This window comes from Rhodococcus sp. PSBB066, assembly GCF_017068255.1.
Classification (GTDB): Bacteria; Actinomycetota; Actinomycetes; order Mycobacteriales; family Mycobacteriaceae; genus Rhodococcus; species Rhodococcus aetherivorans.
Map to the genome: position 1 here is coordinate 5244643 of NZ_CP070859.1, position 21114 is coordinate 5265756.

General features: G+C 71.3%; 21 protein-coding genes. 12 read left to right on the forward strand and 9 right to left on the reverse strand.

Annotation, left to right across the window (positions count from 1 at the left end; all coding sequences use genetic code 11):
• Entirely contained in the window at window positions 1-471 is a 471-nt protein-coding gene (locus tag JYA75_RS23805) for a VOC family protein (RefSeq protein WP_161996179.1), read from the reverse strand.
• Between the two features lie 209 nt (window positions 472-680).
• Here JYA75_RS23805 and JYA75_RS23810 point away from each other — a divergent pair, with 209 nt between their 5' ends.
• Window positions 681-854 (forward strand): hypothetical protein, encoded by a 174-nt coding sequence (locus JYA75_RS23810; RefSeq protein WP_161996180.1) that lies wholly within the window; start codon window positions 681-683, stop codon window positions 852-854.
• Between the two features lie 14 nt (window positions 855-868).
• On the opposite strand, the gene xylB is transcribed toward JYA75_RS23810, so the two are convergent.
• Genes xylB through JYA75_RS23830 form a run of 4 tightly spaced genes read right to left on the reverse strand, consistent with a single transcriptional unit; the run spans window position 869 to window position 5698 of the window.
• Complete coding sequence (gene xylB / locus JYA75_RS23815; protein WP_185713692.1) at window positions 869-2278, reverse strand: xylulokinase; 1410 nt, start codon at window positions 2276-2278, stop codon at window positions 869-871.
• A complete protein-coding gene (locus tag JYA75_RS23820) occupies window positions 2275-3201 on the reverse strand; it encodes a carbohydrate kinase (protein WP_043799219.1) in 927 nt (308 codons plus the stop codon). Before JYA75_RS23820 ends, xylB begins: the two co-directional genes overlap by 4 nt.
• Complete coding sequence (locus tag JYA75_RS23825) at window positions 3198-4670, reverse strand: mannitol dehydrogenase family protein (RefSeq protein ID WP_029542295.1); 1473 nt, start codon at window positions 4668-4670, stop codon at window positions 3198-3200. Before JYA75_RS23825 ends, JYA75_RS23820 begins: the two co-directional genes overlap by 4 nt.
• 11 nt (window positions 4671-4681) lie before the next feature.
• The gene (locus JYA75_RS23830) at window positions 4682-5698 is read right to left on the reverse strand and encodes an NAD(P)-dependent alcohol dehydrogenase (RefSeq protein WP_043799216.1); all 1017 of its coding nucleotides are present in this window, start codon (window positions 5696-5698) and stop codon (window positions 4682-4684) included.
• A gap of 116 nt (window positions 5699-5814) precedes the next feature.
• On the opposite strand from JYA75_RS23830, the gene JYA75_RS23835 reads away from it, so the two are divergent.
• The 6 genes from JYA75_RS23835 (at window position 5815) to JYA75_RS23860 (ending at window position 12768) form a co-directional block, all read left to right on the forward strand.
• On the forward strand, window positions 5815-6822 hold the full coding sequence (locus tag JYA75_RS23835) for a sugar-binding domain-containing protein (RefSeq protein WP_185713693.1): 1008 nt from the start codon (window positions 5815-5817) through the stop codon (window positions 6820-6822).
• Between the two features lie 62 nt (window positions 6823-6884).
• Complete coding sequence (locus JYA75_RS23840; protein WP_006933846.1) at window positions 6885-8213, forward strand: sugar ABC transporter substrate-binding protein; 1329 nt, start codon at window positions 6885-6887, stop codon at window positions 8211-8213.
• Entirely contained in the window at window positions 8210-9175 is a 966-nt protein-coding gene (locus JYA75_RS23845) for a sugar ABC transporter permease (protein WP_006933844.1), read from the forward strand. Before JYA75_RS23840 ends, JYA75_RS23845 begins: the two co-directional genes overlap by 4 nt.
• Window positions 9175-10056 carry a carbohydrate ABC transporter permease gene (locus JYA75_RS23850; protein ID WP_006933843.1) on the forward strand — a complete coding sequence of 294 codons (882 nt, stop codon included), beginning with the start codon at window positions 9175-9177 and terminating at the stop codon, window positions 10054-10056. The genes JYA75_RS23845 and JYA75_RS23850 overlap by 1 nt, the downstream gene beginning before the upstream one ends.
• Before the next feature lie 29 nt (window positions 10057-10085).
• A complete protein-coding gene (ugpC, locus tag JYA75_RS23855; RefSeq protein WP_029542290.1) occupies window positions 10086-11168 on the forward strand; it encodes a sn-glycerol-3-phosphate ABC transporter ATP-binding protein UgpC in 1083 nt (360 codons plus the stop codon).
• Window positions 11169-11244: 76 nt separating this feature from the next.
• On the forward strand, window positions 11245-12768 hold the full coding sequence (locus JYA75_RS23860; protein ID WP_185713694.1) for an ATP-dependent DNA ligase: 1524 nt from the start codon (window positions 11245-11247) through the stop codon (window positions 12766-12768).
• A 43-nt stretch (window positions 12769-12811) separates the two neighbouring features.
• Here JYA75_RS23860 and JYA75_RS23865 read toward each other — a convergent pair whose 3' ends face one another.
• Together JYA75_RS23865 and JYA75_RS23870 are read right to left on the reverse strand one after the other, a co-directional pair.
• Complete coding sequence (locus tag JYA75_RS23865) at window positions 12812-13471, reverse strand: enoyl-CoA hydratase-related protein (RefSeq protein ID WP_185713695.1); 660 nt, start codon at window positions 13469-13471, stop codon at window positions 12812-12814.
• A complete protein-coding gene (locus JYA75_RS23870; RefSeq protein WP_185713696.1) occupies window positions 13468-14127 on the reverse strand; it encodes a TetR/AcrR family transcriptional regulator in 660 nt (219 codons plus the stop codon). Before JYA75_RS23870 ends, JYA75_RS23865 begins: the two co-directional genes overlap by 4 nt.
• A 175-nt stretch (window positions 14128-14302) precedes the next feature.
• On the opposite strand from JYA75_RS23870, the gene JYA75_RS23875 reads away from it, so the two are divergent.
• The 3 genes from JYA75_RS23875 (at window position 14303) to JYA75_RS23885 (ending at window position 17195) form a co-directional block, all read left to right on the forward strand.
• Window positions 14303-14671, forward strand: coding sequence for a helix-turn-helix transcriptional regulator (locus JYA75_RS23875; protein WP_102799778.1), 369 nt, complete (start codon window positions 14303-14305; stop codon window positions 14669-14671).
• A gap of 134 nt (window positions 14672-14805) precedes the next feature.
• Window positions 14806-16266: an NF041680 family putative transposase gene (locus JYA75_RS23880; RefSeq protein ID WP_185713697.1), complete on the forward strand. Its 1461-nt coding sequence runs from the start codon at window positions 14806-14808 to the stop codon at window positions 16264-16266.
• 113 nt (window positions 16267-16379) lie between these two features.
• Window positions 16380-17195: a mycofactocin-coupled SDR family oxidoreductase gene (locus JYA75_RS23885; protein ID WP_006948042.1), complete on the forward strand. Its 816-nt coding sequence runs from the start codon at window positions 16380-16382 to the stop codon at window positions 17193-17195.
• A 103-nt stretch (window positions 17196-17298) separates the two neighbouring features.
• Here the strand turns inward: JYA75_RS23885 and JYA75_RS23890 are convergent, their stop codons facing one another.
• Window positions 17299-17892 (reverse strand): ATP-dependent Clp protease proteolytic subunit, encoded by a 594-nt coding sequence (locus JYA75_RS23890; RefSeq protein WP_029542284.1) that lies wholly within the window; start codon window positions 17890-17892, stop codon window positions 17299-17301.
• Between the two features lie 2 nt (window positions 17893-17894).
• The gene (locus JYA75_RS23895; RefSeq protein ID WP_196813355.1) at window positions 17895-18494 is read right to left on the reverse strand and encodes an ATP-dependent Clp protease proteolytic subunit; all 600 of its coding nucleotides are present in this window, start codon (window positions 18492-18494) and stop codon (window positions 17895-17897) included.
• Window positions 18495-18599: 105 nt separating this feature from the next.
• Between JYA75_RS23895 and JYA75_RS23900 the strand changes: the two genes are divergently transcribed.
• Together JYA75_RS23900 and JYA75_RS23905 are read left to right on the forward strand one after the other, a co-directional pair.
• A complete protein-coding gene (locus JYA75_RS23900; protein ID WP_029542282.1) occupies window positions 18600-19349 on the forward strand; it encodes an ABC transporter permease in 750 nt (249 codons plus the stop codon).
• 88 nt (window positions 19350-19437) lie between these two features.
• On the forward strand, window positions 19438-21066 hold the full coding sequence (locus JYA75_RS23905) for a LuxR family transcriptional regulator (protein WP_029542281.1): 1629 nt from the start codon (window positions 19438-19440) through the stop codon (window positions 21064-21066).
• The last annotated feature ends 48 nt before the right edge of the window (window positions 21067-21114 follow it).

The following is a 21114-nucleotide window of genomic DNA, read 5'->3' on the forward strand; positions in this document are numbered from 1 at the left end:
TCAGCCGCGGGCGGCGTCCTCGAGCGGCGCGATCTCGATCTTGCGCATCTGCAACATCGCCTCGGTGATGCGCCGTCCCACCTCGGGGTCGGTGTCGGAGAGCAGCTCGTAGAGCCGCCGCGGCACCACCTGCCAGGACAGCCCGAAGCGGTCCTTCAGCCAGCCGCACTGGCTCTCCTCCCCGCCCTCGGTGAGGGCGTTCCAGTAGTGGTCGACCTCGTCCTGGTCGGCGCAGTCGATCTGGAACGACACCGCCTCGGAGAACGAGAACTCGGGGCCGCCGTTGAACGCGACGTAGCGCTGGCCGTCGAGTTCGAAGTCGACGGCCATGACGGTGCCGGCCGGCTTGGGGCCGGCGTCCTGGTAGTAGGTGGTGCCCAGGATGCGGGAGTCGGGGAACACGCTGGTGTAGAACTTGGCCGCGTCCTCGGCCTCGGTGTCGAACCACAGGAACGGGGTGATCTTCGGCATCGTCTTCTCCTTGCTCGGGTGGATGACGGCACTGCCCTCGGTGTCACAGACGTCGGTGTCACAGACGTCGGTGTCGCTGCCGTCGGCGTCGCTGCCGTCGGTGTCACAGATATCGACCCGAGACGGAACCGGAACTCATCGCGGTCGCGAACCGGTGCACGCCCGGGCGATCATGAACTGGTTTCGATACCCGTCGGAAGGAGACGCTCATGCGGACGTCGGCTCGCATCACCACGGCAGTTCTCGGCGCCACAGTCCTGTCGGCGCTCGCGCCCGGCACAGCCCTCGCCGACACCACCGACGAGGGCTCGAGCGTGATCGGGTCCGCCGAGATCTTCTCCTGGCTGATCGACTTCCTGGCCAGTGCCTTCGGCCTGTCCTGAGCCGGCCACCCGCGTCAGCTGCAACGGATCGTGCCCTCGGTCAGGTCGCGGACCTCCGCGTACCGGGCGCGCACGGCCGGCATCGGGTCGGCCTCGTAACGCTGCACGGCACCACCCTGCCACCGCGGTGGTTCCGCACCGCCGTCGAGCACCCACGCCGCCTGGCGGGCCGCGCCGACGGCGACGTACTCGCCCGGCTCGGGCACCTCGACCGGGACCCCGAGCACGCCGGGCGCGACCTCGCGCAGCGCGCGGGAACGGGCGCCGCCACCGACGAGCAGCACCCGTCGCACCGGCACGCCCTGCGCGGTGATGTGGTCGAGGCCGTCCGCGAGCGAGCACAGCAGCCCCTCCACGGCCGCGCGCGCCAGGTGCTCCCGCGTCGAATTCGTCAGGCGCAGGCCGTGGATCGCGCCGGTCGCGCCGGGGCGGTTGGGGGTGCGCTCGCCCTCGAGGTACGGCACCATCACGAGCCCGCCGGTGCCGGGCGGGGCCGACAACGCGAGCCGTGACAGTTCGTCGTGGTCGACGCCGAGCAGCGCGGCGGTGGCGTCGAGGACCCGCGCCGCGTTGAGGGTGCACACGAGCGGCAGGTGGCGGCCGGTGGCGTCGGCGAAGCCGGCGACCAGCCCGTCGGGGTCGCGGGTGGGGGTGACCGAGACCGCCGAGACCACGCCCGACGTGCCGACGGAGACGATCACGTCGCCCTCGCGCGCACCGAGGGCGAGGGCGGCGGCGGCGTTGTCCCCGGCGCCGGGTCCCAGCGCGGCGCCCCGGCTCGTCTCCCCGACCTGTTCGGCCGGTCCGGCCACCCGGGGCAGCAGGGGCCGCCGGCCGCGCAACGCCAGTTCGAGCAGGTCGGTGCGATAGGCGTCGTCGGCGGCGCTGTAATAGCCGGTGCCGCTGGCGTCGCTGCGGTCGGTGATCAGCGCACCGATGTCCGATCCTCCGGCCAGCCGCCAGGTCAGCCAGTCGTGCGGCAGGCACAGCGCCGCGGTGCGGTCGGCGCGGGCGGGCTCGTGGTCGGCGAGCCAGCGGGCCTTGGCGACGGTGATCGCGGCGAGCGGGACGACGCCGACGGCGTCGGCCCACTTCTGTCCGCCCCCGAGATCGGCGACGAGGTCGGCGGCGGCCGCGGCCGAGCGGGTGTCGTTCCACAGCAGCGCCGGGCGCACCACCGTCCCGGTCTCGTCGAGGGTCACCAGCCCGTGCTGCTGACCGCCGACCGACACCGCGGCGACGTCGGCGAGCCCGCCGGCGGCGGCGACGGCGCGGTCGAGGGCGTCCGCCCAGGCACGCGGGTCGACCTCGGTGCCGCCGGGGTGCGGGGCGCGGCCCTGCCGCACGATGCGGCCGGTGTGCGCGTCGCAGACGAGCACCTTGCAGGACTGGGTGGACGAGTCGATCCCGGCGACGAGCGTCACCACGGCTCCTTCGGGTCGGCGTCCCGCTCGTCGCGGGTGGGCAGGTCCGCGCCGGCACGCGCGACGGTGCGGGCCGCGGTGAGCGCGGCGACGTCCAGGGCCGTGCGCAGCGCGTCCGGTCCGATCCCGCGCAGGCCCTCGCGGTCGCCGAGCAGCTCCTGGGTCCACAGGGCGTCGAGCAGGCCGGCCATGAACGCGTCGCCGGCGCCGACGGTGTCGACGACCTCGACCGGGTGCGCGGCGACCTCGACGGCGCCGGACCGCGCGACGGCGACGGCACCGCCCGCACCGAGCGTCACCGCCACGAGTGCCGGCCCGAGCGCGAGCCACTCCCGCGCGACGTCGCGGGGGTCGCGGCCGGGGGCGAACCAGCGCAGGTCTTCGTCGCTGGCCTTGACGACGTCGGCGCCCGCGACGAACCGGGTGATGCGGTCGCGGGTGCGCGGGTCGTCGCCGACGAGCGCGGGCCGGACGTTCGGGTCGTAGCTGACGGTCGCGGTGGGCACGTGCCGGTCGAGCAGCGCGGCGACGGCCTCGCAGCCGGGTTCGAGCAGGGCCGCGATGGATCCGGTGTGCACGTGCCGGGCACCGGGCGTGGGACGAGGATCGGGCAGTTGCCATTCCAGGTCGAACTCGTATGTGGCGGAGCCGTTCTCGTCGAGCACGGCGGTCGCGGTCGGGGTGCGCGCCGCGGTGCTGCTGCCGGCGGCGAGCCGCACCTTCGAGGCCGCGAGGTGGCCGACGATACGGCGGCCGCGGTCGTCGTCGCCGATATGGGTGACGAACTCGACGTCGCGGCCGAGCCGGCCGAGGCCGACGGCGACGTTGAGCGGGCTGCCGCCGACGTGTTCGACGGGCTCGGCCGCGCCCCGGCGGACGATGTCGACGAGCGCCTCGCCGATCACGAGGACGGGCCCGTTCACGATCCGACCTTGCTGCGCAGGGCTTGCAGGGTGGCGCGGGCCCCGACGCGGTGCAGGGACCCGAGCGCCCACAGGTAGGCCTCGACGAACCGCGGCTGATCGGCGAGATCCCCGAAGACGGACCGGTTCCCGAGGAAGGCGGTCGGCTCCTCGCGCTGGCTGCGGGCGAGGGGCCCGAGGGTGTCGGCGAGCCGGTCGACGACCTCGATGGGGTCGCCGGCCTCGTCGATGCCCTCGGCGTAGCGGGCCCAGCCGGCCACGACGGCGGCGGCCAGGCGCACCGATCCGCCCGTGGCGAGGTTCTCCCGCACCACCGGCAGCAGCCACTTCGGGATGCGGTCGGAGGATTCGGCGCACAGCCGGGCGACGGTGTCGCGGATCTCGGGATTGGCGAAGCGCTCGATCAGGGTGCGCTTGTACTGCGCGAGGTCGATGCCGGGCACGGGCCGCAGGGTGGGGGTGGCCTCGGTGTCCATGTAGTCGAGCAGGAACTCCGCGAACAGAGGGTCCTGGGCGGCCTCGTGCACGTAGCGGTAGCCGCACAGGTGGGCGAAGTAGGCCAGCGCCTGGTGGCTCGCGTTGAGCAGGCGCAGCTTCATCAACTCGTACGGCGCGACGTCGTCGACGAGTTGCACCCCGGCCTCGTCGAAGGCCGGACGGCCGCAGGAGAAGTCGTCCTCGAGCACCCACGAGGTGAACGGTTCGGCGACGACGGGCCAGCGGTCGCGGACGCCGAAGCGGGCGTCGAGTTCCGGGGCGATGTCGTCGGTCGTGACGGGGGTGATGCGGTCGACCATCGAGTTGGGGAACCGGGTGTGCTCGCGCATCCAGCCGGCGAGATCGGGGTCGACGAGTTCGGCGAAGGACGTGAAAGCCCGCCGGGCGACGGTGCCGTTGCCCTCGATGTTGTCGCACGACATGATCGTCGGCGACGGCAGCCCGCGCTCCCGGCGGCGCGCGAGCGCGGCGGTGACCAGGCCGAAGACGGTGGCCGGCGCGTCGGGGTGCTCGAGGTCGCGGCGGACGGCGGGGTCGTCGACGTCGAATTCGCCGGTGTCGTGGCGGATGTTGTAACCGCCCTCGGTGACGGTGAGCGAGACGACGCGGGTGGTGGGTGCGGCGATCAGTTCGATCACCGCCTCGGGATCGTCGGGGGCGTAGCGGTAGTCGACGATCGAACCGATCACCCGCGGTTCCCATTTGCCGTCCGGGTGGCGCAGGATCAGGGTGTAGAGGCCGTCCTGGGATGCGAGGGCGTGGCGCATGCGGCGGTCGCCGGGCATGACGCCGACGCCGCAGATGCCCCAGTTGCGGGCGCCGCGTTCGAGCAGCCGGTCGACGTACATCGCCTGATGGGCACGATGGAATCCGCCGACCCCGAAATGCACGATGCCGACGCCGATGTCGCGGCGCGAGTAGGTCGGGCCAGGGACGGGCAGGGCGTTCAGGGTGTTCTCCCCCAGGTCCACTTCGGGGCTCCTTACGTGTCGTCGCCGGGGTGCACCCGCACGACGGTCTTGATGTTGCCGGGTGTCCGGTCGGATTCGAGTGCTTCGGCCGCCCTCTCGAGCGGGAAGCGGGCGGTGACCATCGCGTCGAGGTCGACGCGGCCGGTGGCGGCGAGGGCGATCGCCGTCGGCCAGGTGTGTGCGTAACGGAAGACGCCGGTGAGGACCAGCTCGCGGTTCTGGATCAGCTGGACCGGCAGGTTCATCGTCTCGGCGCCGGAGCCGACGAGGACGACGGTGCCGGCGGGCCGGACCGCCCGCATCGCGGCGGCGACCGCGGCGGGGGCGCCGGAGGCGTCGATGTAGGCGTCGACGTGCAGGTCGCTGACATCGTCGGTGCGCGGGTCGAGCGTGGCGGTCGCCCCGAACTTCCGGGCCAGCGCGCGCCGGTCCGCGTCGAGGTCGGTGACGACGATGTCGGTGGCGCCGAACGCGCGGGCGACCTGCGCGGTGACGATCCCGATGGGGCCCGCGCCGGTGACCAGGACCCGGGATCCGGCGGTGACGCCCGCCTTGCGGACGGCGGCGATGCCCACGGACAGCGGTTCACAGAGAGCGGCGGCGTCGTCGGAGACGGTGTCGGGCACGGGGTGGGCGAATTCCGCCCCGATGGTGACGTAGTCGCAGAAGGCGCCGTCGACGGGTGGGGTGGCGTAGAACCGCATGTGCGGGCAGAGGTTGTAGCGCCCGCGCCGGGTTTCGTCGGTGGTGGGGTCGGGGCGCTGCGGCTCGATGGACACGCGCTGCCCGACCCGGCCGGCGGGGACGCCGGCGCCGACCGCGGCGATCGTGCCGGCGGCCTCGTGGCCGAGGACGAGCGGGGCCTCGACGACGAATTCGCCGATGCGGCCCTCCCGGTAGTAGTGCGTGTCCGATCCGCACACGCCGACGGAGGTGACCCGGACGAGCACGTCGCCGGGTGCGGGTTCGGGGACCGGCCGTTCGCGCATCTCGATCCGTCCGGGTTCGACGAGGACGGCGGCGCGCATGCCGGCCGGGATCGACGGGGGTGTTGTGTGGGTCACATTGCCGATGCTAGCGTACTGAGCAAATGAACGCACCCATGAGCATTTGCTCACGGTGTTCCTCCGAACCAGGAGATGTCGTGACCGTCCCCCACGTGACGAACCAGCCCGCGGCCGCCGCCGCCGCGCCGGAGGAGCTACGCCTGGCGCTGCGCGCGGCGACGCTGTACTACCTGGACGGCCTCACCCAGGCGGAGGTCGCGACGCGCCTCGGCGTCTCCCGGCCGACCGCGGGACGCCTCGTCGCCCGGGCCCGGGCCCAGGGCCTGGTGCGCATCGAGGTGAACGTGCCGGCCAACCTGCGCGACGACCTGCACGCCGACGAGGAACGCGCCCTCGAGGAGCGCTTCGGCCTGCTCGAGGCCGTCGTCGTCGGCGACGGCGTGGACGCGGCCGGCCCGCTCGACGAGGCCGCCAGCTTCGCGGGCGTCGGACGGGCCGCCGCCGCCCTGATCAGCCGGCGGATCCGCGCGACGGACACCCTCGGATTCACGTGGGGCCCGGAGACCGTGGCCGTCGCGCAGGCCCTGCCGCCGGGCGGGGCGACCTGCGCGACGATCGTCCAGCTCGACGGCGCCGTCACCGCGTCCGACTACCAGACCGGCGCCGAGTACGTGCTCGGACGATGCGCGGAACAGCTGCAGGCCAAGATGGTCCGCCTCCCCGTTCCCCTGTACGCCGACCCCGCGACGGTCGCGTCCATGCGTGCCGACTCGATGATCTCCCGCACCCTGGACATCGGCCGCCGCGCCGACATGATGATGTTCGGCGTGGGGGCGGTGTCCACGTCGACCACCCTGTTCGAGGGCAGCTACCTCGACACCGCCATGCTCGACTCCCTCACCGACCTCGGCGCGGTCGGGGAGATCGCGGGACGGTTCTTCCACGCCGACGGCACGGCCGTCGGCGGGGACCTCGACCGTCGCGCCGTGTCGGTCTCGCTCGACGACATCCGCGCCTGCCCCGGCACGGTCCTCGTCACCGGCGGGGCCGCCAAACACCAGGCCGCGCTCGGGGCGCTGCGCGGCGGCCTGGCCACCATGCTCGTGTGCGACATCGAGTGCGCACGTTGGCTACTCGACCGATAACCCCACCGGAGAGACCGAAGAAGAGGCGACGATCGGTGAACACATCCAGAACGACCACCCGAATGCTGGTGGCCGGGGCGGGGGCGCTCAGCCTCACGCTCACCGGCTGCGCCGGCGCCGGCTCGCTCGGCGCCTCCGACCAGACCGTCACCATCGCGATGGTGTCGAACTCCCAGATGCAGGACGCCCAGCAACTCGCCGCGCAGTTCGAGGCCGAGAACCCGGACATCGACCTGCGGTTCGTCACGCTCTCGGAGAACCAGGCCCGCGCGAAGATCACGGCCTCCACCGCGATGGGCGGCGGCGAGTTCGACGTGGTGATGATCAGCAACTACGAGACCCCGCAGTGGGCGGAGAACGGTTGGCTGACCAACCTCTCCGACTACGCCCGGCAGACGGAGGGCTACGACGAGGACGACTTCATTCCCTCCCTGCGCGAATCGCTGTCCTACGACGGCGACATGTACTCGGTGCCGTTCTACGGCGAGTCCTCGTTCCTGATGTACCGCAAGGACCTGTTCGAGCAGGCCGGCATCGCCCTGTCCCCCACCCCCACATGGGACGAGGTCGCCGCTGCCGCCGCCCGCCTCGACAGCCCCGACACCGCCGGGATCTGCCTGCGCGGCAAGCCCGGCTGGGGTGAGGTGCTCGCCCCGCTGAACACGGTGATCAACACCTTCGGCGGCCGGTGGTACGACGAGAACTGGAACGCGCAGCTCACCAGTCCCGAGGTCGTCGAGGCCGTGCAGTTCTACGTCGACCTCGTGCGCGAGCACGGCCAGCCGGGCGCCGCCACCAGCGGTTTCAGCGAATGCGCCACGCAGCTCGCCCAGGGCCGCGTCGCGATGTGGTACGACTCCACGTCGGCGGTCTCCACCCTCGAGGACCCCGCGTCGAGCAACGTGGTCGGAAAGATCGGGTACGCGCCGGCACCGATCCGGGTCAAGGACGACGCGGGCTGGCTCTACAGCTGGTCGCTCGGCATCCCCGTCGACAGCGACAACGCGGACTCGGCGTGGCGGTTCGTCTCGTGGATGACGAGCAAGGAGTACCTGCGCACCGTCGGCGAGACCCTCGGCTGGGAGCGGGTGCCGCCCGGCAGCCGGCTGTCCACCTACGAGATCCCCGAATACCGTGAGGCCGCAGCCGCTTACGGGCCGCTCACCCTCCGGTCCATCGAGAACGCGACCCCGGACGCCCCGACGGTCGAGCCGGTGCCCTACACCGGCGTCCAGTTCCTGGCCATCCCCGAGTTCCAGGATCTCGGAACCCGCGTGAGCCAGCAGATCAGCGCCGCGATCGCCGGTCAGAAGACCGTCACCGAAGCGCTGGAGCAGGCCCAGGAATACGCCGACGTCGTCGGTGCCACCTATCGGGAGGATCAACAATGACAACCGTGGCAGTCGGCGCACCCACCGCCGACGACTCGGAACGCATCCGCCGGGTGCGGGAAGCCAAGAGCGACGCGGTCTCCCGCGCGGAAGGCTGGCGCCGCCGGGGGCCCCTGCTGCCGGCCCTGATCTTCATGATCGTGGTCACGCAGATCCCGTTCGTGTTCACCCTCTACTACTCCACGCAGTCGTGGAACCTGGTGCGCCCGGGCTCGCGCAGCTTCGTGGGCCTGCAGAACTACGCGGACGTCTTCCGCGACAGCCAGTTCCGCGAGGTCGCCGTCAACACCGTGATCCTCATCGTCGGCACCGTGCTGATCTCCGTCGTGCTGGGCCTGCTGCTCGCGCTGCTGCTCGACCGGGTCTTCCTCGGCCGCGGCATCGTCCGTACCCTGCTCATCACGCCGTTCCTGGTCACCCCCGTCGCGGGAGCGCTGATGTGGAAGACCGCGATGTTCGATCCCGTGTTCGGCATCGTCAACTTCGTGCTCTCCCCGTTCGGCGTCGGGCAGATCGACTGGGTCAGCCGCTACCCGCTCGCCGCGGTGATGGCCAACCTGGTGTGGCAGTGGACCCCGTTCATGATGCTGCTCATCCTGGCCGGGCTGCAGTCCATGCCGCGTGACACCCTCGAGGCCGGCCGGGTCGACGGGGCCGGCGCCTTCGCCCTGTTCCGCGAGCTGACGCTGCCGCACCTGCGGCGGTTCATCGAACTCGGCGCCGTGCTCGGCGCGATCCACCTGGTCAACACGTTCGACGCCATCTACATGATGACCCAGGGCGGACCGGGCACCGCCAGCTCCAACCTGCCGTTCTACATCTATCAGCGGGCGTTCCTCGGCTTCGACATCGGCCAGGCCGCCGCCATGGGCGTGGTGGTCGTCGTCGCCACCATCGTCGTGGCCACCGTCGCGCTGCGGCTGATCTTCACATCGTTCACGGGCAAGGAGGAGGCCGCCTGATGAGCACCACCGCCCCCACCACACAGCAGCTCCCCGCACCGGAGACCGTCCCGGCGCGCCCCCGGAAACGCAAGCACCGCAAGGCAAATCCATGGGGCGTCGTCGCCTGGATCGCCGCCCTGGGGTTCTTCTTCCCGGTGTTCTGGATGGTGCTCACCGCCTTCAAGCAGGAGGCCGACGCCTACTCCGATCCACCGAAGTTCTTCTTCACTCCCACCCTCGACCAGTTCCGCGCGGTGTTCGACACCGGCGTCGGTGTCAGCCTGCTCAACTCGGCGTTCGCCACCGGCGTGTCGACGATCCTCGTCCTGCTGCTCGGCGTGCCCGCCGCGTTCGCCCTGTCGCTGCGGCCGGTGCGCAAGACCAAGGACGCCCTGTTCTTCTTCATCAGCACGAAGATGCTGCCGATCGTCGCCGCGATCATCCCGCTGTACGTGATCGTCGCGAACATCGGTCTGCTCGACAATATTTGGGCCTTGATCATCCTCTACACCGCGATGAACCTGCCGATCGCGGTGTGGATGATGCGCTCGTTCTTCCTCGAGGTGCCGGGCGAGCTGCTCGAGGCCGCGAGCATGGACGGCGCCGGCCTGTGGACGTCGGTGCGGGAGGTGATCCTGCCGCTCGTCTCGCCCGGCATCGCCGCCACCGCCCTGATCTGCGTCATCTTCTCCTGGAACGAATTCTTCTTCGCCGTCAACCTCACGGCGGTGCAGGCGCAGACGATTCCCGTGTTCCTCGTCGGCTTCATCACCGGCGAGGGCCTGTACTGGGCTCGCCTGTCCGCGGCCGCGACGATGGCGGCGCTGCCCGTCGTCCTCGCCGGCTGGGTCGCCCAGAACAAGCTCGTGCGCGGCCTGTCGTTCGGCGCAATCAAGTAACTCTCCCGATCACTTTCGAAGGAATCGTCATGGCCGAGATCACCTACCGCAACGCGTCGTGCATCTACGAGAACTCCGACACCCTCGCCGTCGACTCGCTGAACCTGGACATCCAGGACGGGGAGTTCGTCGTCCTGGTCGGACCGTCCGGCTCCGGCAAGAGCACCGCGCTGCGGATGCTCGCCGGACTCGAGGACATCGACGAGGGGTCGATCAGCATCGGCGGCCGCGACATGGTCGGCGTGCCGTCGAAGGACCGTGACATCGCGATGGTCTTCCAGAACTACGCCCTGTACCCGAACAAGACCGTCGCCGAGAACATGGGCTTCGCACTGAAGATGCGCGGCGTGAGCGCCGACGAACGGCGGCGCAAGGTCGAGCAGGCGGCGAAGCTGCTCGACCTCACCGACTACCTGGACCGCAAGCCCGCCAAGCTCTCCGGCGGCCAGCGGCAGCGCGTCGCGATGGGCCGGGCGATCGTCCGCGAACCGCAGGTGTTCTGCATGGACGAACCGCTGTCCAACCTCGATGCCAAGCTGCGGGTGCAGACCCGCACCCAGATCGCCGCGCTGCAAAGGCGTCTCGGCACCACCACGGTGTACGTCACGCACGACCAGGTCGAGGCGATGACCATGGGCGACCGGGTGGCGGTGCTGCGCGGCGGCACGCTGCAGCAGTTCTCCTCCCCCACCGAGCTGTACGACCGGCCCGCCAACGCGTTCGTCGCCGGGTTCATCGGCTCGCCCGCGATGAACCTGCTCGACGCGCGGATCGTCGACGGCGGCGTGCAGATCGGCAGCACCGTCGTCGACGTCGAACGGGACCGCATCGCCGCGCTGCACCGCGCCGGCCTCGAGACCGTCACCGTCGGGATCCGGCCCGAACAGCTGGAGATCACGGACGGCGACGGCGTCGAGGCCATCGTCGACCTCGTCGAGGAACTCGGCAGCGAGTCGTACGTGTACACCCGCGTCGCGCGCAGCGACACCACCCTCGTCGCGCGGTCGCTCACCCGCACCCCGGCCCGGCTCGCGGACACGATCCGGCTGCGCAAGCGGGAGGGCTCGGTGCACCTGTTCCATCCGGAGACGGGCGAACGCGTCGGCGACTGACCGGCCGGCGGTGAACCTGCGCCGGAACCGGCGGTGAACCTGCGCCGGAACCGGCGGGGGTCGGTACGGTCGGGACGTGCTCTTCTCGACGATCGTCGCCACCTCACGGGCCGTCGGCACCACCCGGTCGCGACGGACCAAGGTGGAAGAACTGCGCAGCCTCCTCGCCGTCCTCGACCCCGTGGAGGTCGAGCCCGCGGTGTCGTGGTTGGCGGGCGAGCCCCGCCAGGGCCGCATCGGCGTGGGCTGGCGCACCCTCGCCGGGGCCCGCGTCGACCCGGCCGACGCGCCGTCGCTGACCGTCTCCGACGTCGACCGGGCCTTCACCGAGCTCGCCGGTCTGGCCGGGACCGGATCGACGGGGCGGCGCCGCGAACTGCTCGCCACGCTGCTCGGCGCGGCCACCACCGCCGAGCAGGAGTTCCTGGTGCGGCTGCTCACCGGGGATCTGCGGCAGGGCGCGCTCGAGGGCGTGATGACCGACGCGGTGGCCGCCACGGCCGGTCTGCCCGCCGAGACGGTGCGCCGGGCGTTCATGCTCTCCGGGCAACTGTCCGTGACGGCGGCCGCCGCGCTCACCGGCGGCGCCGACGCGCTCACCGCGTTCCGTCTCGAGGTGGGCCGGCCGATCAGGCCGATGCTCGCCTCTCCCGCGCCGTCCCTCGCCGACGCCTACAGCCGGTTCGGCGGCGACGTCAGCGTCGAATACAAGCTCGACGGCGCCCGCATCCAGGTGCACCGCCACGACGAGACGGTGCGGGTGTTCACCCGCACCTTGCGCGAAATCACCGGCAGCGTACCGGAACTCGTCGATCTGGTCGCCGCGCTGCCGTGCACGTCGGTGGTGCTCGACGGCGAGACCCTGGCGCTCGACCCCGCGGGCCGGCCCCGGCCGTTCCAGGAGACCATGAGCCGCTTCGGCGCCGAGTCCGCCCACGATCTGTTGCTGCACCCGTACTTCTTCGACTGCCTGCACCTCGACGGCGTCGACCTGCTCGACGCACCGCTCGCCGAGCGTCTCGACGCCCTGCAGCGGGTCGCCCCCGAGCACCGGATCCCGGGCGTGCTGCAGCCGGACGACGCCGCAGCCAAGGCCCAGTTCGAGGCCGCGCTCGCCGCCGGACACGAGGGCGTCGTCGTCAAGGACCTCACCGCGCCCTACGCGGCGGGCCGGCGTGGCCGCGCCTGGCAGAAGGTCAAGCCGGAGCACACCCTCGACCTGGTGGTGCTCGGCGCCGAGTGGGGCTACGGCCGCCGCACCGGGTACCTGTCCAATCTCCATCTGGGCGCGCGGGACCCGGACGGCGGTGAACCGATCATGGTCGGCAAGACGTTCAAGGGGCTGACCGACGCGCTGCTGCAATGGCAGACCGAGGAATTCCCGCGTCACGAACGCAGCCGCGACGCACACGCGGTGTACCTGCGACCGGAGCTGGTCGTGGAGATCGAACTCGACGGCGTGCAGGTCAGCCCGCGCTACCCCGGCGGGGTGGCGCTGCGATTCGCGCGGGTGGTGCGCTACCGCCCCGACAAGACGGCTGCCGAGGCGGACACGATCGACGCGGTGCGGGCGCTGCTGCCGGCGACGGATTCCGGTTAGCGCCCCGCACTTCCGCCCGATACCGGATGTCGCTCGTGGCCGGTCATGCCCGCCCCTGGGCGAGCGACTCGACCACGGTGGCGAACATGGTGGACTTGATGACACCGAGGGTGCCGGGGTCTTTCACCACGAGCGGGGTGACGAGCTCGACGGCGGCATCCAGGACGGTACCCTCGCCGGCTGTGCGGTCGACCAGGCCGGCAGCCTCGGCCTCGAGGCCGCCGTAACGGTGCCCGGTGGTCATCGCGGTGACTGCAGTCTGCGGGGTCAGCTTGGCCTGGATCAGGGCGGCCATGCCCGGCGTGAACGGGATGTGGATGTCGACCTCGGGGAAGCAGTAGTAGCCCCGGTCGGCGCGCATCACCCGGTAGTCGTGCGCGATGCCGAGCATGGCGCCCGCCCCGAACGCGTGCCCGACCACCGCGGCGACTGTCGGCAACGGGAAGGTGAGGATGCGGCTGAACAGCGCCTGCACCCGGCCGACGTACCACTGCGCCCGATCACCGTGCGCCGTCAACCATTCCAGGTCCAGGCCGTTGGAGTAGAACTTCCCCGTCGCCGTGGTGACGAGCGCGTGCGCGTTCTGCTGCGCTTCGTCGAGGAGGCGGTCGACGGTGTCGAGCCAGTCCGGGGAGAACCGGTTCTCGTCGTCGCCGAGGTCGAGGACGGCGATCTTGTCCCGGTAGGTCAGAGTGGCAGTCATCGAGAACCTTTCGTGTGGCCGCCGCGCCGGGGCGGCGCCGGCGGAGGATCGAGGGCGAGAACCGCACGGACCGCGGCCTCGAGGCGTTGCCGCAAGGCGGTGTCGGGGACACGCCGACGCCGGAGCAACAGCCCTGTGGGCAGACCGACGACGCAGTCCTCGACGACCGCGACCGCACGCGCGTCGCCGCGGCCCCACAATGTCCGAGTCAGGCGAACGAGCAGCGCGACCAGAACCGAATCGAGCCGGCTCAACTCTTCGGCGACATCCTCCGGCAGGTCGGACCCGAGCAACTCGTCGCGCCGGACGGTGAGCAGAAGACGCGAGGACTCGGGGAAGCGGGCGGCGAACGCCGCCGGGGTATCGGCAGCTGCGACGACGGCGTCGACCCCGACGGCCCAGCCCGGCGCCGAGGCGGAGCCGAGAACCTCGTCGACCGCCGCGTGTTGCAGGTCGAGGAAGCGGTGGGCCGCGCGCAACCAGGCCCGGCCGACCAGCCCGCCTCGTGAGCCGAACGCGTGATACAGAGCGCCGTTCGACATCCCCGTGGCCGCGGCGACCGCACGCAGCGTCACCGCACTCGCGCCACCCTCCACCACCAGACTTTCGGTGGTGTCGAGAACCTCGTCGAGGTCATGGATGCGGGGGCGGGGCACAGCGGGACCATAACAGAACATGCGCTCTATTACTAGGCGGTAACCGCGGGGTGGCGATCGGCTGCGCTGCCGAACCGCGGCCGGCCGTGCCGCGTCGCGTCGCGGACGGAGGCCCCCGTTTCGCTGTCGGTGAATACCCCGGCCCCGGCGCCGGCATCGTGCGAGACTTCGGGGCATGTCAGCAGCGGACCGGCCCGCCGTCGCGGATCTCGACGCCCGGCGCCGACAGCACCGTGCCCGGGGGCCGCGGCCCGAGCGCCTGCTGCGCGAGGTCTACGGGGAGATCCTGCGCGACGAACGCCGGGATCAGGACCGCAGCCTCGCCGACGTCGCGGCCGCGGTCGGCATGTCCAAGCAGTACCTGTCCGAGATCGAACGCGGCCGCAAGGAGCCGTCGTCGGAGGTGCTGCGCTCGGTGTGCGGCGCGCTGCACCTGCCCGTCGAGCACCTGCTCTCGCGCGGGATCCGGCGGTTGACCGCCGCGCGAGTGAACGCGCAGGTCGAGCGGGTGCGCGACCCGCGCGTGGAGCTGTGCGCCGCCTGAGCTTGATTTTTAACCTGGGCCATCCAGCGTGGCCGTCTGCACCGTTGCTGTTCGGTGTGTCGCGACTGAAAGGAGCGGCCACTGCCTGATGATCTCGAGGTTCCCTTCACAGAACGTTCGAGAGAAGGCAGGCAGTGACCGTAAGTATCAGTGTGCCCGACCTGGAGGCCGTCGGGGAAGAATCGCGCATCGATGCGCGTGTCGAGCTGGCCGTGTTCCGGACCCGATTTTACGACTGCCTACCGATTCGCGGTGATGTGCTGTTCGAGTTGACCGATGCGCTGCTGTGCTCGGCGGGTGCGGTCCGCAGCCTGGTCGAGCTGTCCCTGACTGCCGAACATCGGCGCGGCCACGGCGGCTTGTACGACGGAATAAACTGCGGCCGAATCGATGTCGACCGATTGCGGAGCGTACTCGACGTGTTGTCGATCCCGCGTGATCGTGCCGGGAGGATCGTCCTGGCGGTCGACGTCAGTTGCTGGCTGCGGCCGGACGCCCCCACCAGTCCGCACCGGGCGTTCTGCCACGTGTACGGCCGCGGCAAGTGGAAAGCGCAACTGATCCCCGGCTGGCCGTACTCGGTCGTCGCCGCCCTCGAGCCGGGCCGCACCTCGTGGACGGCGATTCTCGACGCGGTGCGCCTGCATCCCGACGACGACGAAACACTCATCACCGCAACACAAGTACGCAACGTGGTCGAGCGTCTGCGGGCGGCCGGGCAGCACCGCGACGGCGATCCGGAGATCCTGCTGGTCTTCGACGCCGGCTACGATCTGCCCCGGTTGGCGTTCGCCCTCAGCGACCTGCCGGTGGTCGTGCTGGGCCGGATGCGCGGCGACCGGGTGCTGTGCCTCCCGGCACCACCGCCGGGCCGCACCGGACGGCCACCCCGGCACGGGGCCGACTTCCGCTTCGCCGACCCGACCACCTGGCCCGCGACAGCGGCCACCACGAGCACGGCCACCGACCGATACGGCACCGCAACCGCGTCGGCGTGGCATCGCCTGCACCCCAGGCTCACCCACCGGGGAGCGTGGGCCGAGCACCCGGGACCGCCGCCGATCGTGGAGGGCACCGTGATCCGACTCGAGGTCGAGCATCTGCCCGGGGACCGGCACCCGGCGCCGGTGTGGTTGTGGTGTTCCAACCCCGCCGTGGGCGGCGCCGACGACATCGACCGGTGCTGGCAGATGTTCCTGCGCCGCTTCGACCTCGAACACACCTTCCGGCTGTTCAAGCAAACCCTCGGCTGGTGCGCGCCGAAGATCCGCAACCCCGAGGCCGCCGACCGGTGGACCTGGCTCGTCATCGTGGCGCACACTCAACTCCGGCTCGCACGACCCTTGGCCGAGGACCTGCGCCGCCCGTGGGAGCGACCCAGGCCGCCGCAACGGCTGACCCCCACCCGGGTCCGCCGCGGGTTTCCGCGCATCCACCGGACCATGCCCAACCCGGCCGGTGCACCGAAACCCTCCCGACCAGGTCCCGGACGACCACCCGGCTCACGCAACACCCGATCCGCACCCCATCACCACGTGGGCAAACGCCACCGAACTGACGCCCAGGAATTGGTCGGTGTCACCCCGGCAGGTTAAAAATCAAGCTGAGCCCCGGTCCCGCTGAGCGGAACCCGTGGTATCGCCCGTCGCTTCGGGGCTGGAGAATCCGCGTCCGACCCGACGATCCCCCCACTGCCGAGGAGACGAGCATGGATGCCGCCGGCCGTTTCGAGAACAAGGTCGCCTTCGTCACCGGCGCAGCCCGCGGCCAGGGCCGCGCCGAGGCGGTGCAGTTCGCCCGGGAGGGCGCCGACATCATCGCGATCGACGCGTGCATCGATTTCGCCTCGACCGCCTACCCGGGCGCCACGGAGGAGGATCTCGCGGAGACCGTGCGGCTGGTCGAGACGACCGGGCGTCGCATCGTCGCCACGACCGCGGACGTGCGGGACTTCGACGCGCTCTCGCGGGCACTCGCCGACGGCGTGGACCGGCTCGGCCGGCTCGACGTGGTCGTCGCCAACGCCGGCATCTGCTCGGGCGCGCTGTCGTGGGAGATCACCCTCGAGCAGTGGCGCGAAACGGTGGACGTCAACCTCACCGGAGTGTTCCACACCGCGAAGGCCGCCGTGCCCTACCTGATCGAGCAGGGCGAGGGCGGCGCGGTCGTCTTCACCAGTTCCGTCTCGGGTCTCAAGGGCACCCCGTTCACCGGCCACTACGTCGCGACGAAGCACGGCATCACCGGACTGGCGAAGACGATGGCGAACGAACTCGGCGAGCATCGGATCCGGGTCAACACCGTCCACCCGGCCGGGGTGGAGACCGGCATGAAGGTCAGCGACCTGCACCCGCTGATCGCGAAGTACGCGACCACTCTCGGCCCGATCTACATGAACTCCCTGCCGTACGAGATCCTGCAGCCCGAGGACGTCGCGGCCGTCGTCGCGTGGGTGTGCTCGGACGAGGCGAAGTACATCACCGGCGCGCAGATCCCGGTCGACCTGGGGAACCTGATCCGCTGAGCGCCCCCACCCAACGTGGCCGAATGTCACACCGCTTCGATCCGAGCGAACGCATGTCACATTCGGCCACCCGAAGGGGGGAGTGCACCCTGCGGCCCGGCCACTACGGCTCGCGGTCGACGATCAGCTCGTCGGCGAGCCCGTAGTCGATGGCCTCCTGCGCGGTGAAGACGCGGTCCCGATCGGTGTCCTTGCGCAGGCGCGCCGGGTCCTGACCGGTGTGCTCGGCAAGGATCTCCTCGGTCTGCGCGCGGATCCGCAACACCTCTGCGGCCTGGAGCGACAGGTCCGAGATCGTGCCCTGCCCCTGCGTCGACGGCTGGTGCAGCAGCACCCGCGAGTGGGCGAGCACGAAGCGCCGGCCCGGTGCTCCGGCCGCGAGCAGCACCGCCGCCGCGGACGCGGCCTGACCCATGCAGTACGTGGCGACGGGCGGCCGCAGGAACCGCATCGTGTCGTACACGGCCATCATCGCGGTGCTCGACCCACCGGGCGAATTGATGTAGAGGCCGATCTCCCGATCGGGCGACTCGGCTTCGAGGTGCAGCAGCTGGGCCATCACGACGTTCGCGACGCCGTCGTCGATCTCCGTGCCCAGAAAGATGATTCGCTCGTTCAGCAGCCTGCTGAACACGTCGAAGGACCGCTCCCCCGCCGGCGTCCGCTCGATCACGTGCGGAATCGTGTACTGGGACATGATCACAACCCCATCCGGCGACCGGCCGCGAACGGGGCGAGCTGACCGAACGAGTCGACCACTGCGTCGACGATGCCGTACTCGCGGGCCTGCTCGGGCGTGAACCACCGGTCCCGGTCGCTGTCGGCGGCGATCTGCTCCACCGGGCGCCCGGTCTCGGCCGCCAGGATCTCCTCGGACTGGCGCTTCATGTATTCCCAGTTGTCGGCCTGGATGGCGATGTCGATCGCGGTGCCGCCGATCCCCGCCGACGGCTGATGCATCATGATGCGACTGTGCGCCAAGGCGATCCGCTTGCCGTGCGTGCCGGCGGCGAGCAGCACCTGCCCCATGCTCGCGGCGAACCCGAGAGCCACGGTGACCACGTCGTTCGGAATCAGCTTCATGGTGTCGTAGATCGCGAGCCCGGCGAGGACCGATCCGCCCGGCGAGTTGATGTAGACGACCACGTCGCGTTCGGTGTCGGCCGTGGCGAGCAGGACGAGTTCGGAGCAGACCCGTTCGGCCGTGTCGTCGTTCACCTCCCCGGTCAGCAGCACCGTGCGGTGCTGGAAGAGCCGGTCGGCGAGTTGGTCGCGGTAGTTCAGCGGTGGTGTGGTGATCATGACCGTCATCCTGGCGCCGGCTCCGCGCGCCGGGGCGCTTCGTCTGCCGACGGCAGACACAGGTGATGTTGCAGGGGCGCGACCGGCGGATACGCTCCGGAGGTGACCTGGTCCCTGGAGTTGGTGCCCACCGCCGTCGGGGTGGCACTGCTCGTCGGGACGACGACCGCGGTGCTGTGGGGCTACCGCACCCCGCATCAGTTCGCGCCGGCGATCGCGGTGCTGCGGGGCGCCGTGCAACTGGCCCTGATCAGCGTGGTGCTGTCCGGGGTGATCACGAATCCGATCTGGGTGGGCGCCGCCCTGCTCGTCATGTTCACCGTGGCGGCTCTCACCGCATCGCGCCGGATCGGCTGGAGCCCGGGACACGTGGCCCTCGTATCCGGTGCGATGGCGCTCGGGATCGCCGTGACGCTCACGATCGTCTTCGTCACCGGCGCCATCGAGTTCTCCCCGCGGTACGTGCTGGCCATCGGCGGCATCGTCGTCGGCAACGCGATGACGATCGCGACCCTCGCCGGGCGGCGCTTCACGGAACTGACCGGGGACAACTGGGACACCGTCGAGGGCTGGCTCGCGCTCGGTGCGACGCCGCGGCAGTCCACCCGCGAGCTCACGCGTCTGGCCGTCCACTCGGCGCTGATCCCGTCGACGGACCAGACCAAGACCACCGGGCTGGTGACGCTGCCGGGCGCCTTCGTCGGCGCGATCTTCGGGGGTGTGTCCCCGCTCGAGGCCGGGCGCTTCCAGATCGTGGTGCTCGCCGCGATCATGGCCGCCGGAACGATCACCGCCGTCGTCCTCGTCTCCGGTCTGGCACCGGTCCGTACCCGGCCCGGCCTGCCGGACTGATCTCCGCAGCGCCCCGGACCGGGAGGCCGGGGGGCGTAGGATCGCAGGCAACCACTCGGTGCACGTTCGGTCGCCGCAGGGAGCGAGGATGGGCCCGTCGACGGTGCTCGACCACGCGCGGGCAGCGTTCCACGCGCGGGACTGGACGCGGGCGTTCGACGCGTTCCGCGCCGCCGACGCGCACGAGCCCCTCACCGCCGACGACCTCGACCTGTTCGCACGGTCGGCGTATCTGGTCGGCCGGGACGACGACTGCGCGACGCTGTACGAACGCGCGTTCTCGGCCCATCTCGACGCCGACGACCCCGAGGGGGCCGGACGCAGCGCCTTCTGGCTCTGCTTCCTGCTGATGAACCGTGGTGAGGTGGCGCGCGCCGGCGGCTGGCTCGCCCGGGCCCAGCACCTGAGCGATCCCGGACGCCCGGACTGTGCGACGCGCGGCTTCCTGCTGCTGCCGGCGGCGGTGCAGGACATGCATGCGAACCGCCCGGCCGACGCCCTGCCCGCGTTCACCGCCGCCCAGGCGATCGGTCAGTCCTGCGGCGACGCCGACCTCGTCGCGCTGAGCACCCTCGGCATCGGGCAGTGCCGCATCCTGCTCGGCGACGTCACCGGCGGTCTCGGCACGCTGGACGAGGTGATGGTCGGCGTGACCCTCGAAGAGGTCTCGCCGGTCGTGGCCGGCCTGGTGTACTGCGCGGTGATCGAGGCCTGCCAGGGCACGTTCCAGCTACAGCGGGCCAGGGAATGGACGCGGGCACTCGGCCGCTGGTGCGACGCCCAGCCCGGCCTCGTCCCGTTCCGTGGACAGTGCCTCGTACACCGCGCGGAGATCCTGCAACTGGAGGGCGCCTGGACGGAGGCCATGGACCTGGCCCGGCTCGCGTTCCGTCGGCTGTCGGACCCACCGGGGCAACCGGCCGTCGGCATGGCCCTGTACGAACAGGGTGAACTGCACCGGCTGCGCGGCGAGTTCGACGAGGCCGAGGACGCCTACCGCCGCGCGGGCCGGCTGGGCCGCGAGATCCAACCGGGCATGGCGCTGTTGCGTCTGCGTCAGGGCGACCCCGACGCGGCGCTCGCCGGGATCCGGCGGGCGCTCGGCGAATCGCTTCCCCTCTATCGTCCGCGGCTGCTGGCGGGCCACGTGGAGGTCGCGCTCGCCGTCGGCGACGTCGCGGCCGCGCGCCGCAGCGCCGACGAACTCGCGGCGCTGGCCCGCGAACAGGACGCTCCGGCGTTGAGTGCGATCGCCGAGCAGGTCACCGGGGCCGTCCTGCTCGCCGAGGGCGCACCGCGCGCCGCCCTCGACCGGCTGCGCCGCTCGTGCGGGCTCTGGCGCGGGTTCGAGGCGCCCTACGAGTGCGCGCGGGTGCGGGTGCTGCAGGGCCGCTGCTGTGACGCGCTCGGCGATGCCGAGTCGGCGCGGCTCGAGTACGAGGCCGCGGCGGCGACGTTCCGGGACCTGCACGCCGAGCCGGACCTGCGGGACCTCGCGCGAGTGCCGACGCGGCCGGCCGCGCGGGGCCGGCTGACCCCGCGCGAGGTCGAAGTGCTGCGGGCCGTCGCCACCGGGAAGACCAACCGGGCCGTGGCCCGTGAACTCGTGTTGAGCGAGAAGACCGTGGCACGGCACCTGAGCAACATCTTCACCAAGCTCGACGTGTCCTCCCGGGCGGCCGCGACGGCATACGCGTACGAGCACCACCTGCTCTGAGCTGCACAGAATGACCCATCCGGGTTCTCGGCCGGCTACATAGTTCGC